At 53.9% G+C, this 20,057-nt stretch carries 18 protein-coding genes and 1 pseudogene; 8 read left to right on the forward strand and 11 right to left on the reverse strand.

Going from position 1 to position 20,057, the window contains the following annotated elements:
- The first annotated feature begins 521 nt into the window (after positions 1-521).
- Genes BBJ41_RS12510 through BBJ41_RS12520 form a run of 3 tightly spaced genes read left to right on the forward strand, consistent with a single transcriptional unit; the run spans position 522 to position 3,936 of the window.
- The gene (locus BBJ41_RS12510; protein ID WP_069747677.1) at positions 522-2,138 is read left to right on the forward strand and encodes a recombinase family protein; all 1,617 of its coding nucleotides are present in this window, start codon (positions 522-524) and stop codon (positions 2,136-2,138) included.
- Complete coding sequence (locus tag BBJ41_RS12515) at positions 2,135-3,037, forward strand: ParB/RepB/Spo0J family partition protein (protein ID WP_025992349.1); 903 nt, start codon at positions 2,135-2,137, stop codon at positions 3,035-3,037. Before BBJ41_RS12510 ends, BBJ41_RS12515 begins: the two co-directional genes overlap by 4 nt.
- The gene (locus BBJ41_RS12520; protein ID WP_069747678.1) at positions 3,034-3,936 is read left to right on the forward strand and encodes a plasmid partitioning protein RepB C-terminal domain-containing protein; all 903 of its coding nucleotides are present in this window, start codon (positions 3,034-3,036) and stop codon (positions 3,934-3,936) included. Before BBJ41_RS12515 ends, BBJ41_RS12520 begins: the two co-directional genes overlap by 4 nt.
- Positions 3,937-4,156: 220 nt before the next feature.
- On the opposite strand, the gene BBJ41_RS12525 is transcribed toward BBJ41_RS12520, so the two are convergent.
- The 4 genes from BBJ41_RS12525 to BBJ41_RS12540 all read right to left on the reverse strand — a co-directional run bounded on the left by BBJ41_RS12525 (position 4,157) and on the right by BBJ41_RS12540 (position 8,691).
- Positions 4,157-5,248 (reverse strand): IS5 family transposase, encoded by a 1,092-nt coding sequence (locus tag BBJ41_RS12525; RefSeq protein ID WP_069746659.1) that lies wholly within the window; start codon positions 5,246-5,248, stop codon positions 4,157-4,159.
- Positions 5,249-5,343: 95 nt separating this feature from the next.
- The gene (locus BBJ41_RS12530; protein ID WP_069746660.1) at positions 5,344-7,113 is read right to left on the reverse strand and encodes a hypothetical protein; all 1,770 of its coding nucleotides are present in this window, start codon (positions 7,111-7,113) and stop codon (positions 5,344-5,346) included.
- Positions 7,114-7,255: 142 nt separating this feature from the next.
- On the reverse strand, positions 7,256-7,882 hold the full coding sequence (locus BBJ41_RS40370) for a hypothetical protein (protein ID WP_156814779.1): 627 nt from the start codon (positions 7,880-7,882) through the stop codon (positions 7,256-7,258).
- 80 nt (positions 7,883-7,962) lie between these two features.
- Positions 7,963-8,691: a hypothetical protein gene (locus BBJ41_RS12540; RefSeq protein WP_069746662.1), complete on the reverse strand. Its 729-nt coding sequence runs from the start codon at positions 8,689-8,691 to the stop codon at positions 7,963-7,965.
- A gap of 312 nt (positions 8,692-9,003) precedes the next feature.
- Between BBJ41_RS12540 and BBJ41_RS12545 the strand changes: the two genes are divergently transcribed.
- Positions 9,004-9,471, forward strand: coding sequence for an HAD domain-containing protein (locus BBJ41_RS12545; protein ID WP_069746663.1), 468 nt, complete (start codon positions 9,004-9,006; stop codon positions 9,469-9,471).
- Positions 9,472-9,487: 16 nt separating this feature from the next.
- Here BBJ41_RS12545 and BBJ41_RS12550 read toward each other — a convergent pair whose 3' ends face one another.
- The 7 genes from BBJ41_RS12550 to BBJ41_RS12580 all read right to left on the reverse strand — a co-directional run bounded on the left by BBJ41_RS12550 (position 9,488) and on the right by BBJ41_RS12580 (position 17,483).
- Positions 9,488-9,964 carry a 3'-5' exonuclease family protein gene (locus tag BBJ41_RS12550; RefSeq protein ID WP_069747679.1) on the reverse strand — a complete coding sequence of 159 codons (477 nt, stop codon included), beginning with the start codon at positions 9,962-9,964 and terminating at the stop codon, positions 9,488-9,490.
- Between the two features lie 128 nt (positions 9,965-10,092).
- Positions 10,093-11,469 carry a hypothetical protein gene (locus tag BBJ41_RS40375; protein ID WP_156814780.1) on the reverse strand — a complete coding sequence of 459 codons (1,377 nt, stop codon included), beginning with the start codon at positions 11,467-11,469 and terminating at the stop codon, positions 10,093-10,095.
- 326 nt (positions 11,470-11,795) lie between these two features.
- The gene (locus BBJ41_RS38980; RefSeq protein ID WP_083281859.1) at positions 11,796-13,304 is read right to left on the reverse strand and encodes a TniQ family protein; all 1,509 of its coding nucleotides are present in this window, start codon (positions 13,302-13,304) and stop codon (positions 11,796-11,798) included.
- Positions 13,301-14,245, reverse strand: coding sequence for a TniB family NTP-binding protein (locus BBJ41_RS38985; protein ID WP_236872023.1), 945 nt, complete (start codon positions 14,243-14,245; stop codon positions 13,301-13,303). The genes BBJ41_RS38980 and BBJ41_RS38985 overlap by 4 nt, the downstream gene beginning before the upstream one ends.
- Entirely contained in the window at positions 14,235-16,196 is a 1,962-nt protein-coding gene (locus BBJ41_RS40380) for a DDE-type integrase/transposase/recombinase (protein ID WP_156814781.1), read from the reverse strand. Before BBJ41_RS40380 ends, BBJ41_RS38985 begins: the two co-directional genes overlap by 11 nt.
- A 13-nt stretch (positions 16,197-16,209) precedes the next feature.
- On the reverse strand, positions 16,210-16,839 hold the full coding sequence (locus tag BBJ41_RS12575; protein WP_236872024.1) for a TnsA endonuclease N-terminal domain-containing protein: 630 nt from the start codon (positions 16,837-16,839) through the stop codon (positions 16,210-16,212).
- 278 nt (positions 16,840-17,117) lie between these two features.
- Positions 17,118-17,483 carry a helix-turn-helix domain-containing protein gene (locus BBJ41_RS12580; protein ID WP_069746667.1) on the reverse strand — a complete coding sequence of 122 codons (366 nt, stop codon included), beginning with the start codon at positions 17,481-17,483 and terminating at the stop codon, positions 17,118-17,120.
- Between the two features lie 227 nt (positions 17,484-17,710).
- Between BBJ41_RS12580 and BBJ41_RS40385 the strand changes: the two genes are divergently transcribed.
- From BBJ41_RS40385 to BBJ41_RS38995, 4 genes and pseudogenes are all read left to right on the forward strand, one after another.
- Positions 17,711-18,079 (forward strand): hypothetical protein, encoded by a 369-nt coding sequence (locus tag BBJ41_RS40385; protein WP_156814782.1) that lies wholly within the window; start codon positions 17,711-17,713, stop codon positions 18,077-18,079.
- A gap of 177 nt (positions 18,080-18,256) precedes the next feature.
- A complete protein-coding gene (locus BBJ41_RS12585) occupies positions 18,257-18,469 on the forward strand; it encodes a helix-turn-helix domain-containing protein (protein ID WP_069747681.1) in 213 nt (70 codons plus the stop codon).
- A gap of 65 nt (positions 18,470-18,534) precedes the next feature.
- A pseudogene (locus tag BBJ41_RS38990) lies at positions 18,535-19,580 on the forward strand (DNA cytosine methyltransferase).
- A gap of 17 nt (positions 19,581-19,597) precedes the next feature.
- A complete protein-coding gene (locus BBJ41_RS38995; protein WP_083281863.1) occupies positions 19,598-20,056 on the forward strand; it encodes a very short patch repair endonuclease in 459 nt (152 codons plus the stop codon).
- Position 20,057: the final 1 nt, after the last annotated feature.

Consider the following 20,057-nt stretch of genomic DNA (forward strand, 5'->3'; position numbering starts at 1 on the left):
CAGAGAGCTCACGGGTTATTGGGGTCGCACCCAAACGCTACTACTTCGGCGCGGAAGTAGACCAGTCGCAACAACTCCGTCGTCGCCACAAAGTGCTTGTGGCGGGCGTCTTCGTAAGTCTTTGATTTTTTAGTGTACGGCGTCTCATCAACTAAGTCGCCCTACGGTAGATAGCCTCATAACCTGAGAAAAGCGGACCCATAAGCTGAGAAGATTATGGGTCTTTTTTATTGATAGCTCAGATGTATGAGTGATTCACGGGGCTGGACGTGTGGCCGGCCCATCGCCCACTGGCATCTGGGTTTTATGTCCTGCGTAACGCGGTTGAGGCCGGCGTTGCAAAAATGAACGCGTGGACGGTGCACATCGCCGTGCTATCTGAGCCGAGGCCTGCTCCGGCGTGATTGCAAAGAGATGACGTGTACGACAAGGGTCTATGGCCTGCTACCTTGGCTGTGTACTCGCTCGCATTCGACGTCATTGCAAGGCGCGACGCGTTCGCCGATACAAATCCCCAGTTGATGTCGGGGATGGCGCAGCGAGGGGCGGTTGCCAGTGGGAGCTGGATCGTGGACCTCGATTGCACATGCGAATCCGTTGACGAGCAGGTCTGCAGAATGCGGGCTGCTGAATACGTTCGGATGTCGACGGAGCACCAGCAATACTCGACGGAGAATCAGCGTGATCGCATTCGCGACTACGCTGCTCGTCGCGATCTCGAGATCGTGCGGACCTACGCCGACGAGGGTAAAAGTGGTTTGCGAATCGATGGGCGCCAAGCGCTGCAGCAGCTGATCCGGGACGTGGAAACCGGCATGGCCGATTTCCAGGTGATCCTCGTCTATGACGTAAGCCGTTGGGGACGATTCCAGGATGCAGACGAAAGTGCCTATTACGAGTACATCTGCCGGCGCGCTGGCATCCAGGTCGCCTATTGCGCTGAGCAGTTCGAGAACGACGGCTCGCCAGTTTCGACGATCGTCAAAGGCGTGAAGCGCGCGATGGCCGGTGAGTACAGCCGCGAGTTGTCAGCGAAGGTCTTCGCTGGCCAATGTAGGTTGATCGAGCTCGGTTTCCGGCAAGGCGGGCCTGCAGGCTATGCGTTACGCCGGATCCTCGTGGACGAACATGGCCTCATGAAGGGGGAATTGCAGCGCGGTCAACACAAGTGCCTGCAGACGGACCGCGTCATTCTGATGCCGGGCCCGGACAGCGAGGTGCGTATCGTCAACCTCATCTACAGTTGGTTCATCAATGAGTCACTCAATGAGCACGAGATCGCCGCACGCCTGAACGGCATGAACGTTCAGACGGACCTTGGGCGACCCTGGACTCGGGCGACTATTCGAGAGGTGCTGACCAACGAAAAGTACATCGGCAACAACGTCTACAACCGTGTGTCGTTCAAGCTGAAGAAATCTCGTGTCACGAATCCGTCGGAGATGTGGATACGCAAGGAGGGTGCGTTCGAACCCATCGTGCCGAGCGAAACGTTCTATACCGCGCAGGGCATCATGCGGGCGCGCGCCCGGCGCTACTCGAGCGAGGAGCTTATCGAGCGTCTGCGAAACCTGTACCGAAGCAGAGGCTTTCTATCGGGCGTCGTGATCGACGAAACGGAGGGCATGCCGTCCACCTCGGTTTATGTGTATCGCTTCGGTAGCTTGATTCGTGCGTATCAGACGGTTGGCTTCACGCCAGGACGTGACTATCGTTATATCGAAACGAATCGCTTCATTCGGCAACTGCACCCAGAGATCGTTGCCGAGACCGAAAAGAAGATCGCGGATCTCGGCGGATCGGTATCGCGTGATCCGGCGACGGACCTGCTGACCGTGAATCGGGAGTTCACTGCCTGCATCGTGCTGTCACGGTGTCAGGTGCGCGGCAGCGGCCGTAACCATTGGAAGGTCCGGTTCGACACGAGCCTGCTGCCGGATATCACCGTCGCAGTCAGGTTGGACCAGAGCAACTCGACGGCGCTCGACTACTACCTGCTGCCGCACATCGATTTTTGGCAGCCTCGTATCAGCCTCGCGGACTGGAATCCGATCGAGTTCGAGAGTTATCGCTTTGACACGCTCGACTACCTATACGGTATGGCACAGCGTGCTCGGCTGAGAAGGAGAGCAGCATGACTCAGCGTGAGCAGCCTGGTGAGGTTCGGATGATCCCCATCAGCCAGATCGAAGTGATCAACCCTCGCGAGCGTAATGGCCGCGTCTTCGAGGAAATCGTAACCAACATCAAGACAATCGGCCTGAAGAAACCGATCTTGGTGACGCCGCGGGCAACGGCAAGCGGCGTGGAGAAGTATCTCCTCGTGTGTGGGGAGGGACGACTTAAGGCATTCCGATCGCTCGGTGAAACGACGATACCAGCGCTGGTGGTGAGCGTGAGCGACGAAGACGCGTTCATCATGAGCTTGACGGAGAACATCGCGAGACGGCAGTGCCGACCGCTCGAGTTGCTCGCCGGCATACGCGAACTGCAGGAGCGCGGCTACGCACCGAAGGCGATCGCCGAGAAGACAGGGCTCACGCAGCACTACGTGCAGGGGATCCTGACGCTGCTGCATCAAGGTGAAGAGCGCCTCGTGATCGCAGTGGAGAAAGGCCGAATTCCGCTGAACGCGGCTCTTTCGATCGTCGGTGCTGGCGACGACGATGAGGCGATCCAGGCGGCACTGCAGGAGGCATATGAATCGGGAAGATTGCGCGGGCGCCAGTTGATGGACGCTCGGCGCGTCATCGAGCGGAGGAAAGCGCTCGGCCGCACGGCGAATCGAAACATGACGCGCAAGGTGATGGACGTGACCACATCGAGCCTCGTCCGAACGTATCAGCATGAAGTTGAGCGACAGAAAACGATGGTGCGCAAGGCAGAGTTTACGCAGCAGCGGTTACTGTTCATTGTCGGTGCCCTCAGGCAGCTATTTGCCGACGAGAACTTCGTCAATCTGCTGCGCGCTGAGGAACTGGCGACTTTGCCGAAGTATCTGGCGGAACGTGTATGGCCGAGCGGGAGTCCAGCATGACCGGCGTAGCACTTGGGTTCATTCCTGAACCACTCTCCGTTCCGATTACGAGCATCCTGCCATCACGGCGCACGCCGGCCGGCATGATGAACTCGCGAAAGTTTAAGCAGATCAGAAGCTCCATCGAAGAGGTGGGGCTGATCGAGCCGCTTTCAGTGACGCCGGTCGATCAGGCATCGGGCAACCACGTTCTGCTTGATGGACATCTCCGCTTGATCGCATTGCAGGAGCTCCAGTTCAGCACCGTGTCCTGCTTAGTTGCGACGGACGATGAGAGCTACACGTACAACAACCGCGTCAATCGACTATCGACCATCCAGGAGCACTTCATGATTCGTCGAGCCGTTGAACGAGGAGTGTCCCCGGAGCGGCTCGCGAAGGCGCTGTCCGTAGATGTGTCGCAGATCATCAAGAGGATGGCATTGCTGGATGGGATTTGTGCTGAAGCGACTGAACTGCTGAAGGACCGGCAGTTTTCGCCGGAGCTCGCGCGAGCTCTGCGGAAGATGAAGCCGACACGGCAAGTCGAATGTGTCGAGCTCATGGTGGCAGCAAACAACCTGTCTGTCTCGTACGCTGAAGCGTTGCTCGTTGCGACACCGGCTTCTCGGTTGATCGAAGGGAAGAAACCGAGGAAGCTTGCCGGCGTGAGCCCCGAACAAATGGCGAAGATGGAACGGGAGATGAGCAATCTGCAGGGACAGTACAAGGTGGTCGAGGAGACTTATGGACAGGACGTGCTCAACCTCGTGCTGGCAAAGGGTTACCTTGCGAGGCTGCTTGAGAACGAGCCGGTGCGCCAGTACTTGCAAGCCCAACAGGCGGACTTGCTATGCGAACTCCAGTCCGTCGTCGATACGATTGCGTTAGAGCAGCCCGCCCTCGATCCCACCGCCTGAACTCGGGTCGTGGGGGGAGCATTGATTCGAAAATCTACCTACTGATCAGTTTGCGCACCGATGCCCTCCAGTAGCAGGCCGTTGAAATACCTCTCAGCCTGACGCATTTTCCCTTTCGCCGTTCGCGGTGATCACCGAGAAGCGTTCGATTTCAGTTCAAGCGCCGATTTCAATGCGAATGGGTCAACGTTGAGCGCTTCCCGGCGCCCATTCCGGTGCATCAGGCGCTCTGCGGGCGCAACGCGGCCAACGATCTCAACCGCGTCAGGTTGTAGGCCGCCATCGTCAGCGTCAGCAGTTGGTCTACTTTCTCCAGGCCGCGAACCATGACCTGTCGCAGCGGCCCGATCGTCTTGCCCCAGCCGAAGCACTGCTCGATGCATTTCCGTTTGCGCTGGCTCAACGCGTAGCCCAGATGCCGGGTGGTGCGTTTGTCGATCGCGCTACCGCCGCTGCGTTTCGTATTCCGCGCCACGTGCGGCGTCACGTTCGCGTCCCGGCAGGCCTTGATGAACCCCCGCGTGTCGTAACCCTTGTCGGCGCCGACCGTGATGCGTCGATCGGCTAGTGCTACGTCCCGCAACATCTCGGCCGCAACGTTGCGTTCAGCCCGACCATTCGCCCGGCTGGCTTGCACATTGACCACCAGACCGTGCCGATTGTCAGTCAGCACATGGCCGAGATAGCTCGGCAGAGCCGGCGCCACATTGCTCTTTCGATACAAACGGCTGTCGCCGTCGCTCTTCGATTCGTGGGTTTCGTTGCTGCGCGTCTCGCCGTGCCAGTTGCCCGGCGGCCGGTCGTCGTCGCTGCCGTCCTTGCGGCGGAGGCTCTTGTGGCTAGCCCAGGCCTGAATCAGCGTGCCATCGACGCTGAAGTGCTCGCCTGACAGCAGGCCCCGTTTCTGCGCCGTTTCCACCGTCGCGTTGAACAACTCCGTCACCGCATCGAATTCGAGCAGCCGGTCACGGTTCTTACTGAAGACCGAGTGATTCCACACCGCATCCTCAATCGACAGGCCCACGAACCATCGAAACAGCAGGTTGTACGAGATCTGTTCAACCAGTTGCCGCTCGCTGCGGATGCTGTACAGCACCTGCAGCAGCATCGCCCGCATCAGCTTCTCCGGCGCGATGCTCGGGCGACCGCCCTTGACGTCCGCCTCGTACATCGCCGAGAACTTCGCGTCCATCTTCGATAGCGCTTCGTTCAACCATGTCCGGATCTGACGCAGCGGATGTGTCTGCGGCACAAATTCCTCCAGCCTCACCGTGCTGAACAATGATTCGTTGTAGCTGTCCGCGCCTCGCATCTGCCTTCGCTTCCTTGATCTCGGGTGACTACATCCTGCAGGATGGGGCGAGGTATTTCAACGACCTGCTAGACGAGGTGGTCGGCGTGCGCATTTTATTCCCGGCAGTAAATGATGGGGATGACATTCATATCCTTCGCGGCATGCGCGAAAGACGACAGAATCCACAGCAGTTGTATGATATTGCCAGTAACAGTCTGCTTGGCTTTTATTTTATTAAATTCAATCTCAATGGCGGATTTCGATATAAACGAGCATGATAGGATGGCTTTTCGGTGAAGCTTATAGTCTTGTAAGAGATGTTTAACGTAGTCATCGATCGCGGAGCAATCGCCTTTTCTGGTTCGGCCAATTTCGCTCTGTACCGAATCTTGGGAATAATTCTTGGAGAATTTTTCGTCGACCTTTTTTGTGAATTGTTCCTTTGAGAAATACATGTTCCCAAGATTTTTTATGCCTTGGCCCACAACGTCATGAAGCTTGCTTGCGGATCGGCTAACGTCCCCGTGTTTCGAGTGGATAAAGCAAATGCATGAATCTGCACTGTTCAGAGTAATATGATCAGCCCATTCGTTACCCAGGTCATCACAAAAAATGTAATCATCATGAGCGTGAATGGTCTCTGCTATACTAAACATTGAATCGGCATCGAATGCAGTTGAGGTTGATTGGATTTCCCCCTTTTCGCTAGTCACATTTGCGATCTCGGGTTTGGCAATCAAAATGTCTAGTATGCTATCGATTTCCGAAATTCCGGATGAGTCTTCAAAGCATCGCCCCATGAAATACATGTACTTGGGATCGTTGAAGCAAATACTAAAGAATCCGTTCTTAATGATGTATTTCTGAAGAGAGACATCCTTCCCGTTCTCTGTAAGCTTTATTCTCTGAAGGGGGATGGATAGCAATGTGATTGATTTCTCGTTTTTTCTGAGCCTTGAAGTATTTTCGTGACCCACTACCTTCAGGTCTTTGTCGACTTCATACACCTTCTCCAAAATTTTGAAGATTCGATCAAGTCGACCCTTGTTTAGTGAAAGCAATTTTTTCTTTCGTGTTTTGTAGGAAGCAGGGATGTTTTCTCTAATTATTCTGTCGTGTAGCATCGCGCTCTCGATCAAAATGGCCGAAGGCTCGGTGACTGCTAGTACCTCGCTAAGATCGACTAATTTTGCGAAGGAGTCCAAAAACGCCTTGTTTGTATTTGGATTTTCAATGAGGTGAACTTGGCCTTTTGCCCAAAGCGCGATTTCATCAAGCCTCTTTCGTTCGGAGGCCTCGACTACTCGACCGGAGTTCGCGGAAATAGTTTTTAAGTTTGAGCCTTGGCGAATTTTCAGAAAATAGGGAATTGATCGTCCGGCGGCATGCGTCGAGAGTAGGCCTTTTAAATCGGCAGCTTCATATGATCTTGCTCGCATCGCGCGCTCTGATATCGTCATATTGCGCAGTGCAATTTTTTGAAACTCAACTTCGTCGTCATCAAAGGTTGATGTTAGAAGCGAGTGGTCGATCGCATTGAAATGTTCGTCGATTTTGTCGGATATATTGGCGCAACTCTTTTTGAAGATTGATAGGTATTTTCCAATTTCAATTATGACGATGTACGCATATATTGTATCTTGGAAGTCCTCAGTCAAAAAATAGACGGGACGGGACGAAGGAAATGCTCTTGCAGAATACGTGTACGTGAAATCTGTATTGGGTACAATGCGTTCTTGCCTAAATTCATTGATCAGAAAATTGCTATTCTTTTCGATATTTTGAGATGCAGCGTCTAACAGGGTGCCTATCGAGTCATCTGTCAACTCTGCTTTCGGGAAGTAAAATTGTGCGTTTTGTGTTATGAGTAGGCGGTCTGGCATATGGTCTCCTATAGCGCTGGTCTCAATCCGATGGTCGTCGTTGTGTGATCGATTGCGACCGGCTATCTATGTCCGATTAGGCCGGGGTGCGTGTCGAACGAGCGCTGTGCTGACCCGGTGGTAATGCTGGCTGCTCCGAGATCTAGTGTCCGCGGACAAGAAACACAACAGGAGGCAGTATAGACAGCAAGATGAACGCGAATAGGCGTAGCCGCAGATCGATGCTTGCGGCACGGCGTAGAAATCCGTCATCCTCCTTTGTTGATCGCATCAAGCTTGCGAAGCACCAAAGTGAAAAATTGAGCACGAACAGTTCGAACATAAGTAGACCGATGCCCGTGCCTACGAGCCAAGCCTTCCACAGCTCGAGTTTTGACAGTGAAGACGGCAGCTGAGCCCCAATCTTTCCAATCAACAGGCCGATGGCCAAACCCCCCATCCCATAAGTGTTGATCAAAACTTGATATGCCCCGGTAGCAATGAATTCGATCTTCGGAAACAGCACTGCTAGACCGAAAAGCGCTAATCCGAGCATACCCACCACGTTCCATATGTGCGGACCTATTCCATCAGAAATAGCGGCTTCCAGATAACTGGCGGGTAGTCGATTTTTGAAGTGTGTGATAAATAACACGGCGACCGTAGTTGGTGCCGCCCACCAAAATGCAACCCTCAATCCCTCTATTGGCACGATTGCAGACCAAAAAAATGAGCGATTGAATGGGGCCAATTGAGCCTTGAGGTACGAACGAACATTGGATGGTTGCATGAAGTTTTGTATGCGGCACATGGCGTATGAGAGCAGCCGTGAAGATCCATCGTCTAAGAGTGCGCGTTGACGTACCAATGCTACTCGTCGTCCCCTTTCTCCGGATGATTATCGATAACGAAATTCAGCAGCCCGATCGCTTGTGTGAGCTTGTCACTTGTATCGGCAAGCAGAAGGCTGAGGAGATAGAACGCCGCAAGGGACCCCGCGATCGTCCAGACGATTGAGTTGTTTAGGGCAATGTGTTGATCCTGCATCAGTTTGACGACGCTAATTCCAAGAGTCGCGAGCGCTGGAAACGTCCCAACTTTGTCAAGTTGACCGATCAACCGCCCACGTCGATTGTCGAACGCGTCACGCTGGTGAGAGATATGTTCGCGAACGTAGGCCAATTCCGGCAAGGAAAAGCGCATAAGATCATTGCAATGTGGCAGCAGTCGATCAATATCAACGCTGGCCAACTCAAGTATTGGTCCAGCAGGTCTTTTGCGGATACGGTTTAACATGGGAATGGCTTGTACCACAATTGCGATTAGCGACAAAAGACCGGCAATTTCCGTACCGACTGCAACGACAATTGCCAGAGTTGCCAGAACTGGGATGGGCCAGAAGTGGTGAATCGCAAAAAGGCAGAGCAGTAAGGCGAATCCGAAACCTGCGCAAAAGAGGAAGAGAGCAATCGCCTTGTCGGCGCTCACTTCGACGGAAGTCAAAACTCTTTTGGGGCGACTGGAGTGGATTGCTTGTTGAACGATTTCGAAAGTGGCCCGGACAGCATCCGGTGTAAGAAATTTCGTATGCGCGTCCATGAATGTGCCTAATCGATTGAAGATCAATAGCCGTTAATCATACCGTCTGACGTGACGTAGGGTTGTGTCGCACGAGGTGAGTGCATAACGGCGTGCTGACGACAAACTTGAGGTCGAGACGCCATGAAAACGCGATCGGCCGACGGCTTGCGTCAATTTTTTAAACAATCATCGTCGTTGTTGTCGTTGTTGAACTATCTAACTCAACGAGAGCAATCACATAGCATAGAATAGCGCTGGAAGGAGCATGCTTCCAACGGCGCTATTGATGCTCCGGCGTGCTCTTATTGTTCCCTAAGGGTGAGTTCCGTAATGAGCAAGAGGGCTACGATATTCCTCGACATCGATGGGGTCCTACATCCAAATTTTGTGGGCGACCTCGAATACGGGCCCAACGGACCAGTGGTGGTTGGCCAGGGAGTTTGTTCACTGCAGACCAAACTCGCCGAACGAGTTAGCGGGAAAGCGGTCGACATCGCAATCCATAGTACCTGGATCTATATGTTTGACCTCAAACGCTTGCAAGATGAGTATCTGCGCGAGCTGAGCGCGGCTACCAAAATTTATCTCACGAATCGGCGCATTGAGAGTCGCTCGTTACGGATAGTGGACTATATACGGCGGCGCCGACTGATGTTGGCCGATATCCTGATCCTGGACGATGCCCCCAAGGAATTTGTTTCCGCCCCGGAACTGCAATCCCGCCTCGTCGTATGTGATCCGGCCCGCGGGATAGACGATCCCGCCGTACTCCAACGGATTGATGAGTTCGTCTCCTAGGCGATCACGATCGATGTCAGTCCGAGCTCGATTTCGTAGGATCCGCAGGTGGAGTTTCATCTTGCATTGCGTAGCGCAGAGCGCGGGCATCGTGTAGCGCGTGGTGTCGGCCACGAAATTGCTTGTAGTAGGACTCCAATCGGACTTGGTCTGTCTGATCACGTACTAGCAGCCCTCGCCAGCCATTCGGTACACCATTGAGCGCGTCTACAAGAAGATCCCAGTCTCCAGGGAAGTCCATACAGAAGATGCCACTCTCGAACTGTCGGAGCCACTCGAGGAGCGCCGACCGGAGGCTTTCGCGAGAGAACACGCGATCAGGGTATTGACCTAGCTGTGGCAACACCGCTTCATGGACGAATGGGCTGCAGGTTCGTCGATCGAAGTCGTTGCGTTCACCATAAAACTCGCGGCCGTCCTCGGCGACCAATGCGATGCTGATTAGGTCGCAGTCGATGAAGTCGGTGAATTCTGTATCGAGGAAAATTCGCATCGTTGTCTCGCTCGCCTTGCGCATTCGGTTGATCAAGGTCCGACACTTCCGGATCATGAAGGCAAGTCGCATAGCGGTCGTCGCTTGGCTTCATAGCACAACTAGGAGCATCTTTGAACGACAGTTCGTTAATCGTCCGGTTCTGTGCCGGCAGATGCGTCCCAGTCGACGGGTTTGCGGATCCAATACTGTCGTCCGCCATCGACTGATGGTCCTGTGACGATCTCAATGCCATGCTCCCTTGCCCAGCTAGGGGCTTGGCGGGCGGAGATCCCCATCGCTCTTGCAACCGTGGACAGCGGAAGAAATTGTCGGGAAAACTTCTTCAATTCATCAGCGTCGACGATTTGCGCTACCCGGCGCCGCAGTTTGCCCATTCGAGTCCTGACGAGCCCTATGTTGCTCAGGTGGTACATCACTTCCTGTTTGACACCGAGTCGACGGGCAGCTTCAACAACGGATATCTGGGAGCACGATTCGACCGGCGTCTGTACGGCGGAGATCACGTGGCCACGGTCGGCAAAAATCTGCCGCAACGCCGGCACCTTGTCCGACTCGACGACAAGTCGTACCACGCCGTTCGTTAGATGGTTGAAGAATGCAGCTGACGCTTCAACAGGAACATACAGACGCAGGGCTTCGGCTAAGCTGACCGGATCGCCGACCGTCGGTACGTCTCGGGCACGAGCCTCCACGATATTGCTGAGCAGACGATCGATGGATCTCGTGTCGATTCTGGCCCCGTTTGAAGCAATTAACCCTACTTGCGCCAGTGCTTGGACGCGTCTGGTAGACATTCCTGCGTAGCGGGCGGCTGTTTTCAGCGGGACCAACGAACGTTGGGTATCCCGGAGGCGTTGCAGATCTTCGTCACTGATCGCAAACTTCTTTCGTCCAGCGCGAGTTCGCCTGACGGGTATGGTTTCGCCGGTTTGCTCCAGCATGTTGGCGATGGCTGGGTTGCGTATGTTCTGCAGACAACGCAGGTCCTTACTCGCCCGACAGGCAGTGCCTTTTCGTTCCCAAAGCACTGTAAGTCCACGGTGCGATGAACTCGTAATGTACTTGTCCAGCACGTTCAGCATCCAACCGCGTTGAGCTTCATCTAACTGTTTGCGAAGTATAGCTAACAAATTCGGAAAAACTTCCGACAGTAAGGGGACGTTTTTCACGCTGGCCTGAGGAGCACGAAGGCGATCAAGCAATTCAAAACAATCAGACTGATCAGCAATCAACGGTGCGCCAACCGTCACCAGGAGTTGATCGACGTTTTCTGTTTGACGTGAGGCCTTCTTCAATGGCTTACCCTGAAGCCCAAACTGGGATAGTGCCCCGAGGAAACGGGCGAGGTTCCAGCGTTCCGCTGGAGACAGCAAGACAGAATTTGAATCCGTCTGTTCGCCGAGCAGATTCAGGACTTCAACCGAGAACGGTTCAACGTTTGCGCAGTACAAAGATGCGCCGCATGAGCAAGTTGCGAAGCGAACCTGCTTCCAGTGCAGCATTCGGCGGCACACACTGCACGCAGAAGCAAGCCAGCATTGATGAGCGAAGCATGCAGCCGGCCCGGTGTACCAATCCTCTCGCCAGTACGCGTGCGGATCAGCGAGGCAATATGGACACCAACGGGCGATACCGTGTGTCTTCGGCAAGCTGTTTTCAATGCACGTGAGCCAGTCAGGGTTGGACAGTCCGTTAACAAATGCGACCCGCAGGCGATAGCCAAGAAAGCTCTCATCCACGTGGGCGAAGGGGCGCACAAGGAAATGCCCTGCGAACAAGGCACTCCCTCGGGGGCGCCAACTCATGCTTTGACTTGGTTCGTGACCCATTATGTCAACAGTGACAACTGGTAACGTGCCGCAGTCTGATACCGGCGTCGTGCTAGCTCAAGCTTCCGGAGTTGGTGCACTCGATTCAGTGCATGTTGTTCAACAAAATAAGCGGATAGACCAGGGTTTGTGAGGTGACGCAAGAGTGAGAGCTTGCCATCGAAGACTTTCATTAGTAGGCCTATCAAATCAGTATGCGAGATCTGTGTACCAATGATTGATGTACAAAACAGGGGATACAGTTGAGCGTCCATAGCGTCAAACGGCCGAGAGACGTCCTCGAGCAGCCGACATATATTGATGAGGCTACTCCGTTGAAAGAAGGTAAAGGAGCCGATCTGAACCTGACCTAACAAACCAACGGACACCAGTGCGGAGCAGCCTATTTTGTCGATATGAAACTCGCTCATCACGTGTTCGCGTGTGATGAGGGACGCATACCATCTGCGGCATGCTTCTACTTCTTGCTGAGGAAGAAAGGTGTAGTGCGCTTGGCCGCGCTGTACAAATATAGCGTCTGGGTACGTATCATTATTGATGAGGTACTGTAGAAAGCCAGCGGTGCACCCAATGAGCAATGCTGCTTTCTCGAAGCTCACGTACCCTTCGGGTACTGCATGCGGAGGATGAACAAGACCGCGCGTCGGTGCGTCAGGCCATTGCCGACCGTCATCAAGTAGCCGCATTCTCAGGTCGGCAATGGGAAGATTGGATAAGCATGTTGGCCGATCTGCCTCATCACCCAGCATGCGACGCAGGCATGCAAGCACGATATGGCGATGTTCGATCACCGCGATCTTATCGAGGAGTGTTCGAATTCCGTCGATGTTCGGCGTCGTCTGATATTGGAATTGTTCGGCAACCTTAGCCAAAGTTGTCGAGCGCGGAACACCAATCGGTAAGTATCCTGAATCGGCGGTTGTTCTTGCAATGGCATCGAACAGTGCCACCAGAAACAGGATGCAAGGGAGCTTCTCAAGAGCAGCAGGAATGTCATTATCTATGATCGAGCGTTCGAATCCTGCCCACAATTGCTCGACATGCCGTCGTTCGCTTGGCATCGGGCACACCGAACCCGCCCAAAGCTGTTCGTCCGTCACATCCGTTACAAGATATCGCCCATCCTCCCTATAGCCCCTCGTCATCACAGGTTCGGCGAGATCGTCTTTTAGTCGAATGTGGTGAATCGTACAAACCTCAAACAATTTAAGCCGCCAGCGCGATCGAATATGCCTCGACTCTGTCAGGCAGGCCGGGCAATATCGGATTTTCTTGCGGCGAGTGATCACGCTCCATCGTGGTAGAGCGCAGTCGTCCCAGATTGGGTACCCGTCAGGTTTGCTCGACACAGTGGCAGGAAGTGTAGGACGATAGCGCTCAAGATCGGTCAATAGCGGCTGACGAATTCCATTTTCTCTAATGACGCGGTAAAGATAGGTTTCGATCCACTCGTCAGTGAGCATTTTAGGACGGAATAAGGGCAGGCCAGAAATATTATTGCCGCTCATTTCGTCCCCTTGTCAGATGCAAACGGCTCGCCGATTCGCGCGAGTGGCGTTTTGTTGAATGTTTGGTGGAATGGGTTGCGGTCGTCTGGCGCACGTGGATAGATGACCTGCCTGAATGATTCTGCCAAAATCAGATCTGTCAATTTGGGACTGGGTTGCTCGTATGCTAACTCGACAGCGCGAACGAGTAGCCGTCTGATGTCACGCAGTCGTCCGTCCGTCGCAAAAGCAAACAAACTAGTCACATCGGGGCTGGAGATGTCGATCGTTGGTAGATCTTTAAGATATCGCTTGAAAGTCCTAAGCGCCGAACAAAATTCGAGCGCCGCGGGCTTGGGGTCTATAGACAGGCGTTCGATTTCAATGACCTCTCGGAACCGATCACGCAGTTGATCGTTAGTGTCGAGCAAGCGCGCAGTTCTGGGTATTCCGGCCAGCACGAACGACACCCGTGTCGCATCAACCAATCTTTTGATCCAATCGGCAGCGGTGTGCAGCGTTTTCTCCCCCCCTCTGTCGATCAGATGATTGGCTTCATCGATGATCACGAGCCGTACATGACATTGCTTTATGAGAAATACCAGTCTGGCGGACAGCTCGACCTCTCGTCCCATATACCACTTCTGATCACCCAACGCCTTCAGGAGCGTGTGTGCAAGGGTTTTGGGCGTTGGGGTAGGACCGAGCGCCGCGTACAGTACAGGCACCTCGGTGAATTCTTCATGTTCAATGGGAGGATGCTTGTTCGCATACATCGCGAGCAGAGTTGACTTTCCAACACCGGATTCGCCGACTAGCATGATGTGGTCGGCTTCCTCGTTGATGCAGTGGTAGTTGTATATTCGATCCAGTGATGTCAATATTCGCTGCACGTGGGGAAAATGGATGAAATTTGTTCTGATCCTCTGGACAGTCGCAGTGCACAGGATATTATTTTTCATGATGAACCTCGGTATTGATGGTCTCAACCTCAAATTCGATGAATTCATCGGAGTCCGAAGTAAATGTATATTTCTGGACATCAATTTGTGAGACAGGCGTAGGATGCTGATCGCGATTGATTGACTTCGACGTAGTATGAGCTTGGCGTGCTCCGCGCTTGCGTTCTTTGAGAGTCTTCGAACGCATTGCATCGTTACTCATCTCCCGGATCGTTTCTTCACCATTTGCCCTGGTTCGTCTGTGCGCGTCGGAGCTCTTGTACTGGCTCTTCAGCGTCTTGGCTTGTTCGACCGTAAGGTTGTCGTAGCGGTCGTCGGTGTTGATGGCACGGAAGTACTGGTTTTCGATCGGATTCCATACGTAAATCACGCCAGCGTTTTCGTACGGTGCCTTGACGTGCACCTTTGATTTGGCCGGCATCATGCCCCGCAAAGCGAGTAACTCCGGAGAGGCGTAACGGAATGTGTTGAGATCAATGCCGTAGTGCTGTAGCGCGCATTCGGCATGTTCGCCAAGCTCAATGCTGAGATCGTCAGCATTGCATTTCAACAATGGGGGATGCGTAGCGGCACTTTCTTTCCAAGCATCGATTGGCGCGCGGCCGTCTAGGCCTTTGTGAGGTCGATGATGATAGACCTGCGTGATCCAGATATGGACCATCTCAATGAGTTTCGTGAACGTGATACATGCTTCGTCTTCCGCCTTGAAGCCGATGCGTTGATGAATCTTGGCGAGGGTTGTGCCAGGAAGTTTGTGGATGAAGGAGTAGTTGAACGTTTTGAGAAAGCGCTCAACAAATGGTTTGTCGTTCGGATCACGGGATGCCGCGTACTCGCAGACCACCCCCAAGTTATTCATCGCGTCAACGACTGCCTCTGCATGCATTTCTCGCCCGTTGTCCATGAGTAGGCGTTCAGGCCAACCGTGGCATGGCCATTCGAGGTTCAACTCCGGGAAGCGTTCTCTCAAGTAAGTCTTGGGCATCATGGCGTGCCGCAGCGCTTCGAATACGGCATGAACCCCATGTCCAGCGGAACTGATGCAGAAGCCAAGAACGCATCTCGAAAACCGGTCGATGACGACCGTGAACATCGGTCGATCGATGGCATTACCGTTCGCATCTGCGTACAGGAGATCTATCGGGGAATGATCTATTTCGACGATCTCGAGGATTCGCGATACTCGTCGGGCGTGGTGCTGATCAGCGAATCGGCGTCGAGCCTCGCGTATACCAAAGCGGGCCGCGTCTCGGTCGTAGGCAGCGATGTCGTGGATACGTCGTTGAACGGTCCTGAGGCCTGGTACCTTGAGCCACTCGGTCTCGATTCGTAAGGTGTTTTGCCGCTGGATCTCAAGAAACACCGCGTTGTGAACTTCTTCTGCGGTTCCCGTTTTGCTATTAAGAAAGGCTGTCTCTATTTTTTCTTGGATGATGCCCTCCACGATCGGATCTAGCCTTGATTTCGCTTTTCCCCCTCGATGTTCCGCTCGATCGAAGAGGACTCGAATATCGAACTTCGCGATGCGGAAACGGCGACGCCACCGATATATGGTGGTCTCATGAGGTGGCTTGGGATCGGCGAGATCTACCGAGACTTTTCGAATGGCTTTACGTAGTTCGGATCGACGACCCGCGAATGCGTCCATTCGATCCAGCATCGCTAGATAGTTGATTCGTCGACGAGTTTCGAAATTTCCCACCTCGCCTGCGGGTGTGCTGGCCTCCAACGCGCTCCTGAAAGTAGTGCGTTTCGGTGGGCGTTGATACTGTTTGCTATTCGCTGTACGAAGATACCCTCGTAAATACTCTTCCAGGAGATCATCCTCGCGGTGGTTGGTGAATTCTCCCGTAACCGTGTTTTCCAACTGCGCGATGTCACCCTGTACGCGGACGAGGCGGAACGAACCTTCGCCTCGGAAGATGATTTGATCCTTGATGAAGTTAGCCATGGTGAATCTCCATTTAGCGAATCGAGACAGGTAGAAGGTCGTCTGGGTCGCGCCTCATGATCCGGTGGAGCAGAGCATCGCATTCACGCTTGGCGAGTTCCCATTGCTGCTGCACCTCAGCCGACGGATGAGTTCCGTGCTCGGGATCCCAGAGGGTCGCGTCGATGTTCGGCCGATACCTGCCAGGCATTGGGCGTGCTTTGAGGATTAGTTCGAGTTGGCGCTGAAGGTCGTTTGCGATGAGATCGCTTCGCAAAACAAGGTGGAAGCGGATGCCACGTTGCCGGAGGTATTTGGCTGCAGCTGAAACTCGAGCGACGGCTTGCGAGTGCTTGGTGAGCGACTTGTTGTCTTTCACCTCAAGAAATACCGTTCCGGCGTCCACTTCGATCTTCAGGTCCGGCGTGTAGCGTCGCCGGTGTGCGTCGTCGAAATATTCAAATACTTGTGGCTGAGTTGCGATCGACTTGACTGAAGGGGCGACCTCCAGGAATCGCAGCACCATCTCCTCAATGAGGCTTTCGTACTGCGCGGGTTTGGCTGATTTCCGGCTCGGGAATATCCCGCGAGCACCGCGACCAGAAACGGTCACAATGCGGCGCGGCCGGCGTGATGGTGACGAAATCGATGATGATTCGGGCACGAGTTTGCTCCCTCGCGTCTGCAATAGACGCTCGCGATTGAGAAAGCGCGCCCCTTCAACAACTGTTCGTTGTCGAATTCGTCCCGAAGAGTGGCGAGTGGAACCCTAGATTCGACCAGAGTTTGTCGAATCCTAGGCAGGCGCGCAAATCGATGGGCAGCAGAAGGGCTTGACGCCGAGATCAGATCGATGGAGACTCGTACTTGCGGTGGTACAAATCTTTGTCGTTCTAATCCCAAAAGCGCTACTAGCCTTCTGGTTATGTGGCGCTTTTGCTTTTACATAGCTCCTCCACTATCGATGCTCACGGTTGATGCCGTGGCGTTCCGAATCTGAACGATCGCTGCATGTACTTTTGCGATCGTCTCCATGTCTGCCTCCGTCAGGGCTTGGTCTCCAACCAGAGCAGCTATGACCCGATACTTGTATAGCGGTAGCGGGTCGGATAAGCGCAGCAGACGCTTGGAGCTTTCTGCGACCTCCTCCAGTGCGAGCCGACCACTGACATCGAGTGCTAGAGCCCGTCCCAACTGATCGATGAAGACCACGTCGCCGGGCGTACGAACTCCGCGTTCGATCGCACTGACATACGCGTCGTCCACGCCGAGTCGGCGTGCGAGTTCGGTCTGCGTGAGTTTGAGCATTTTGCGGCGAGCTCGGACAAATTTTCCAAAGTCTGTCACGTGAAATTCAACGACAAGGTTTTCTCGAATTTTTGCAGAATAAGATCGTGGAGGGTGAAGGTCAATAAGTGGTTTTGGAGGAAATGTGAGGAATAAAATTAAGATGTTTTTTTTAGTCGTGATCGGCGTAAATTCAAATATGTTTTTTTATCGATTCGACGCATTGAGATCTCAGGATTAGAAATTGTGTGTCCCAATTGATCAAATTTCATCGCCTCGATGTGAGAGCCGTGGGCTATCACGTCTGGTCATCGAGAAGAAAAATCCATCGCCGTGCCTCCGCATGGGCGTTGCGGACCGTTCTCGGCATGGACCTGCCACGAGTTTTCTTTTGCAAACGCCGTTGCTATACCGTCTGTCGCGCCGGTGACCGCACCAGCCAAGCTAGCGACTTTGAGTGCGTGGTTGAGAGTTTCAGCCCGAACAGGCTGGCGGCCAAGGGAAGCGGCGACCGTCAGCATTCTGCGTGGAAGTTGCGCCAACACGGGATCGTGATGGCGAAGCGAGCGCAACTGGCTGCGTCCGAGGGAGCAAATATAGGGTTGAATGACTTGTGAATCGGCGACTGCTGAGACGACTAGGCGGCAGTACACAGCTTCACGGTAGCGCGCGTGACGTGTCTGGGCAAGCCTTCCCTTTTAAACCTTGCCTAACCGGGTTGAACCCAACAAAACCTGATTTGCTTCGGTCAATCCATGAGATCATTACATGATTGGCCGGTTCTCGGCTTTTTGATGGAAATCGACGTCATGTCAAATCGCTGGTTGTCGGTCGAGGATATTGCGGAGTATCTCGGCGTGAGCAAGGACACCGTCTACACATGGATCAACAAACGGAGCATGCCTGCTCATCGGATCGGCCGGCTGTGGAAGTTCAAGACCGATGAAATTGATGGATGGGTGAGGTGCGGTGGTGCGGCGGAGCCCGATAGCCGGGCTAAGGAATAAAGCATTGACTGTATTCGGTTTCAATTGCGCCGTAGGTTGCCTGAGATGTAACGAGGAGGTTTGAAGTGGCGAGTATTTCGTGTGTCGACTTGTTCTGTGGGGCTGGCGGGCTGACGCATGGCTTCGTTTTGGAAGATTTGCCGGTGGCCGCAGGTATCGATCTAGACCCGGCGTGCCGCTTTCCTTACGAGGCTAACAATCAGGCCAAGTTCGTCGAGCGGAACATCAGCACGGTAGCTGCCGAAGAGCTGGGGACATTGTTTGGTAATGCGGAGTTGAGGATCCTTGCCGGATGCGCGCCATGTCAACCTTTCTCGAGCTATGCACAGCGTTATGAGCTTGATGGTAAAGATGGCAAGTGGGGTTTGCTGTACGAGTTTGCTCGCCTTGCGCAGGGTACTGAGCCTGATGTCATCACGATGGAAAATGTCCCGACGGTTGCCAAACATGCTGTTTTCCATGATTTCGTCGATGCGCTGACGCGATTGGGTTACAAAGTGTGGTTCGATGTGGTCGATAGCTCACGCTATGGGGTGCCGCAAATGAGGCGACGCATGGTGCTGCTCGCATCAAAGCACGGCGATATCGAAATGATCGCGCCAACACACAAAACGCCGAAGACAGTGCGCCAAGCCATTGGTCGACTACGTTCTTTGTCCGCTGGCGAGAGTGCTCCTAGGGATAAGTTGCACGTCTCGTCGACGCTATCGGAAAAGAATCTGAAACGGATTAAGGCGTCGAAGCCCGGGGGACGTGGCGCGATTGGCCAAAAGACCTTGTCGCTGATTGTCATCGCGCCAAGAGCGGACGTACGTACCCGGGTGTCTACGGTCGAATGGAGTGGGACAAACCGGCCCCTACTATGACGACTCAGTGCTATGGCTTCGGAAATGGGCGATTTGGTCACCCCGAGCAGGATCGCGCGATTTCACTGAGGGAGGCAGCAATACTACAGAGCTTCCCACGCGACTATGCATTCGTCCCGAGAGACGGTGAAGTTAGTTTCACGGTATTGGGGCGTCTGATCGGAAATGCCGTGCCGGTAAACCTAGGTCGTGCTATCGCACGGAGTATCAAGAATCACCTGGCTTCGATCTCGCTTGCCGACTAATAATTGAGGCTGAGCACATGTCCCTCCGCGATCCACCGTCGGCTGAAACCAGTCGTCGAATGGCGAAGGTTCGGCAAAAGGCAACGGGTGCTGAGGTCGCATTGCGGCGAGAGCTATATAGGATCGGTTTACGGTATCGGGTCGATTGTGAGGTCTTAAAGAAACCCCGCCGTGTTGCCGATATTGCGTTCCCGGGGCGGAGAATTGCAATTTTCGTGGATGGCTGTTTTTGGCATGGTTGTCCAGAACATGCCACATGGCCGAAACGGAACGCGGAGTTTTGGCGGCAGAAGATTGAGGCGAATCAACAACGGGATGCGGACACGAACGAACGGCTGCGATCCCTCGGTTGGACGGTGCTCCGATTTTGGTCGCACGAATCACCGATTGATGCGGCGAAGGTCGTGGCAAATGCGGTCGCCATAATCGACGGTAAGCGTAGGACCGCGTCGTACGGTGTAAACGATAAGAATTGAA

Source organism: Burkholderia stabilis (assembly GCF_001742165.1).
Taxonomy (GTDB): Bacteria; Pseudomonadota; Gammaproteobacteria; order Burkholderiales; family Burkholderiaceae; genus Burkholderia; species Burkholderia stabilis.

Excerpts from the sequence above, each read along its gene's own strand:
- BBJ41_RS12510 (WP_069747677.1), top strand. The coding sequence starts at position 522 with ATGTCGGGGATGGCGCAGCGAGGGGCGGTTGCCAGTGGGAGCTGGATC.
- BBJ41_RS12530 (WP_069746660.1), bottom strand. The coding sequence starts at position 7,113 with ATGCCAGACCGCCTACTCATAACACAAAACGCACAATTTTACTTCCCG.
- BBJ41_RS12550 (WP_069747679.1), bottom strand. The coding sequence starts at position 9,964 with ATGCGAATTTTCCTCGATACAGAATTCACCGACTTCATCGACTGCGAC.
- BBJ41_RS12580 (WP_069746667.1), bottom strand. The coding sequence starts at position 17,483 with ATGCTCAAACTCACGCAGACCGAACTCGCACGCCGACTCGGCGTGGAC.
- BBJ41_RS38995 (WP_083281863.1), top strand. The coding sequence starts at position 19,598 with ATGTCCCTCCGCGATCCACCGTCGGCTGAAACCAGTCGTCGAATGGCG.
- BBJ41_RS38985 (WP_236872023.1), bottom strand. The coding sequence starts at position 14,245 with ATGAAAAATAATATCCTGTGCACTGCGACTGTCCAGAGGATCAGAACA.
- BBJ41_RS40380 (WP_156814781.1), bottom strand. The coding sequence starts at position 16,196 with ATGGCTAACTTCATCAAGGATCAAATCATCTTCCGAGGCGAAGGTTCG.
- BBJ41_RS12515 (WP_025992349.1), top strand. The coding sequence starts at position 2,135 with ATGACTCAGCGTGAGCAGCCTGGTGAGGTTCGGATGATCCCCATCAGC.
- BBJ41_RS40375 (WP_156814780.1), bottom strand. The coding sequence starts at position 11,469 with ATGCTGCACTGGAAGCAGGTTCGCTTCGCAACTTGCTCATGCGGCGCA.
- BBJ41_RS40370 (WP_156814779.1), bottom strand. The coding sequence starts at position 7,882 with ATGCAACCATCCAATGTTCGTTCGTACCTCAAGGCTCAATTGGCCCCA.
- BBJ41_RS12525 (WP_069746659.1), bottom strand. The coding sequence starts at position 5,248 with ATGCGAGGCGCGGACAGCTACAACGAATCATTGTTCAGCACGGTGAGG.
- BBJ41_RS38980 (WP_083281859.1), bottom strand. The coding sequence starts at position 13,304 with ATGAGCGGCAATAATATTTCTGGCCTGCCCTTATTCCGTCCTAAAATG.
- BBJ41_RS12585 (WP_069747681.1), top strand. The coding sequence starts at position 18,257 with ATGGAAATCGACGTCATGTCAAATCGCTGGTTGTCGGTCGAGGATATT.
- BBJ41_RS12540 (WP_069746662.1), bottom strand. The coding sequence starts at position 8,691 with ATGGACGCGCATACGAAATTTCTTACACCGGATGCTGTCCGGGCCACT.
- BBJ41_RS12545 (WP_069746663.1), top strand. The coding sequence starts at position 9,004 with ATGAGCAAGAGGGCTACGATATTCCTCGACATCGATGGGGTCCTACAT.
- BBJ41_RS12520 (WP_069747678.1), top strand. The coding sequence starts at position 3,034 with ATGACCGGCGTAGCACTTGGGTTCATTCCTGAACCACTCTCCGTTCCG.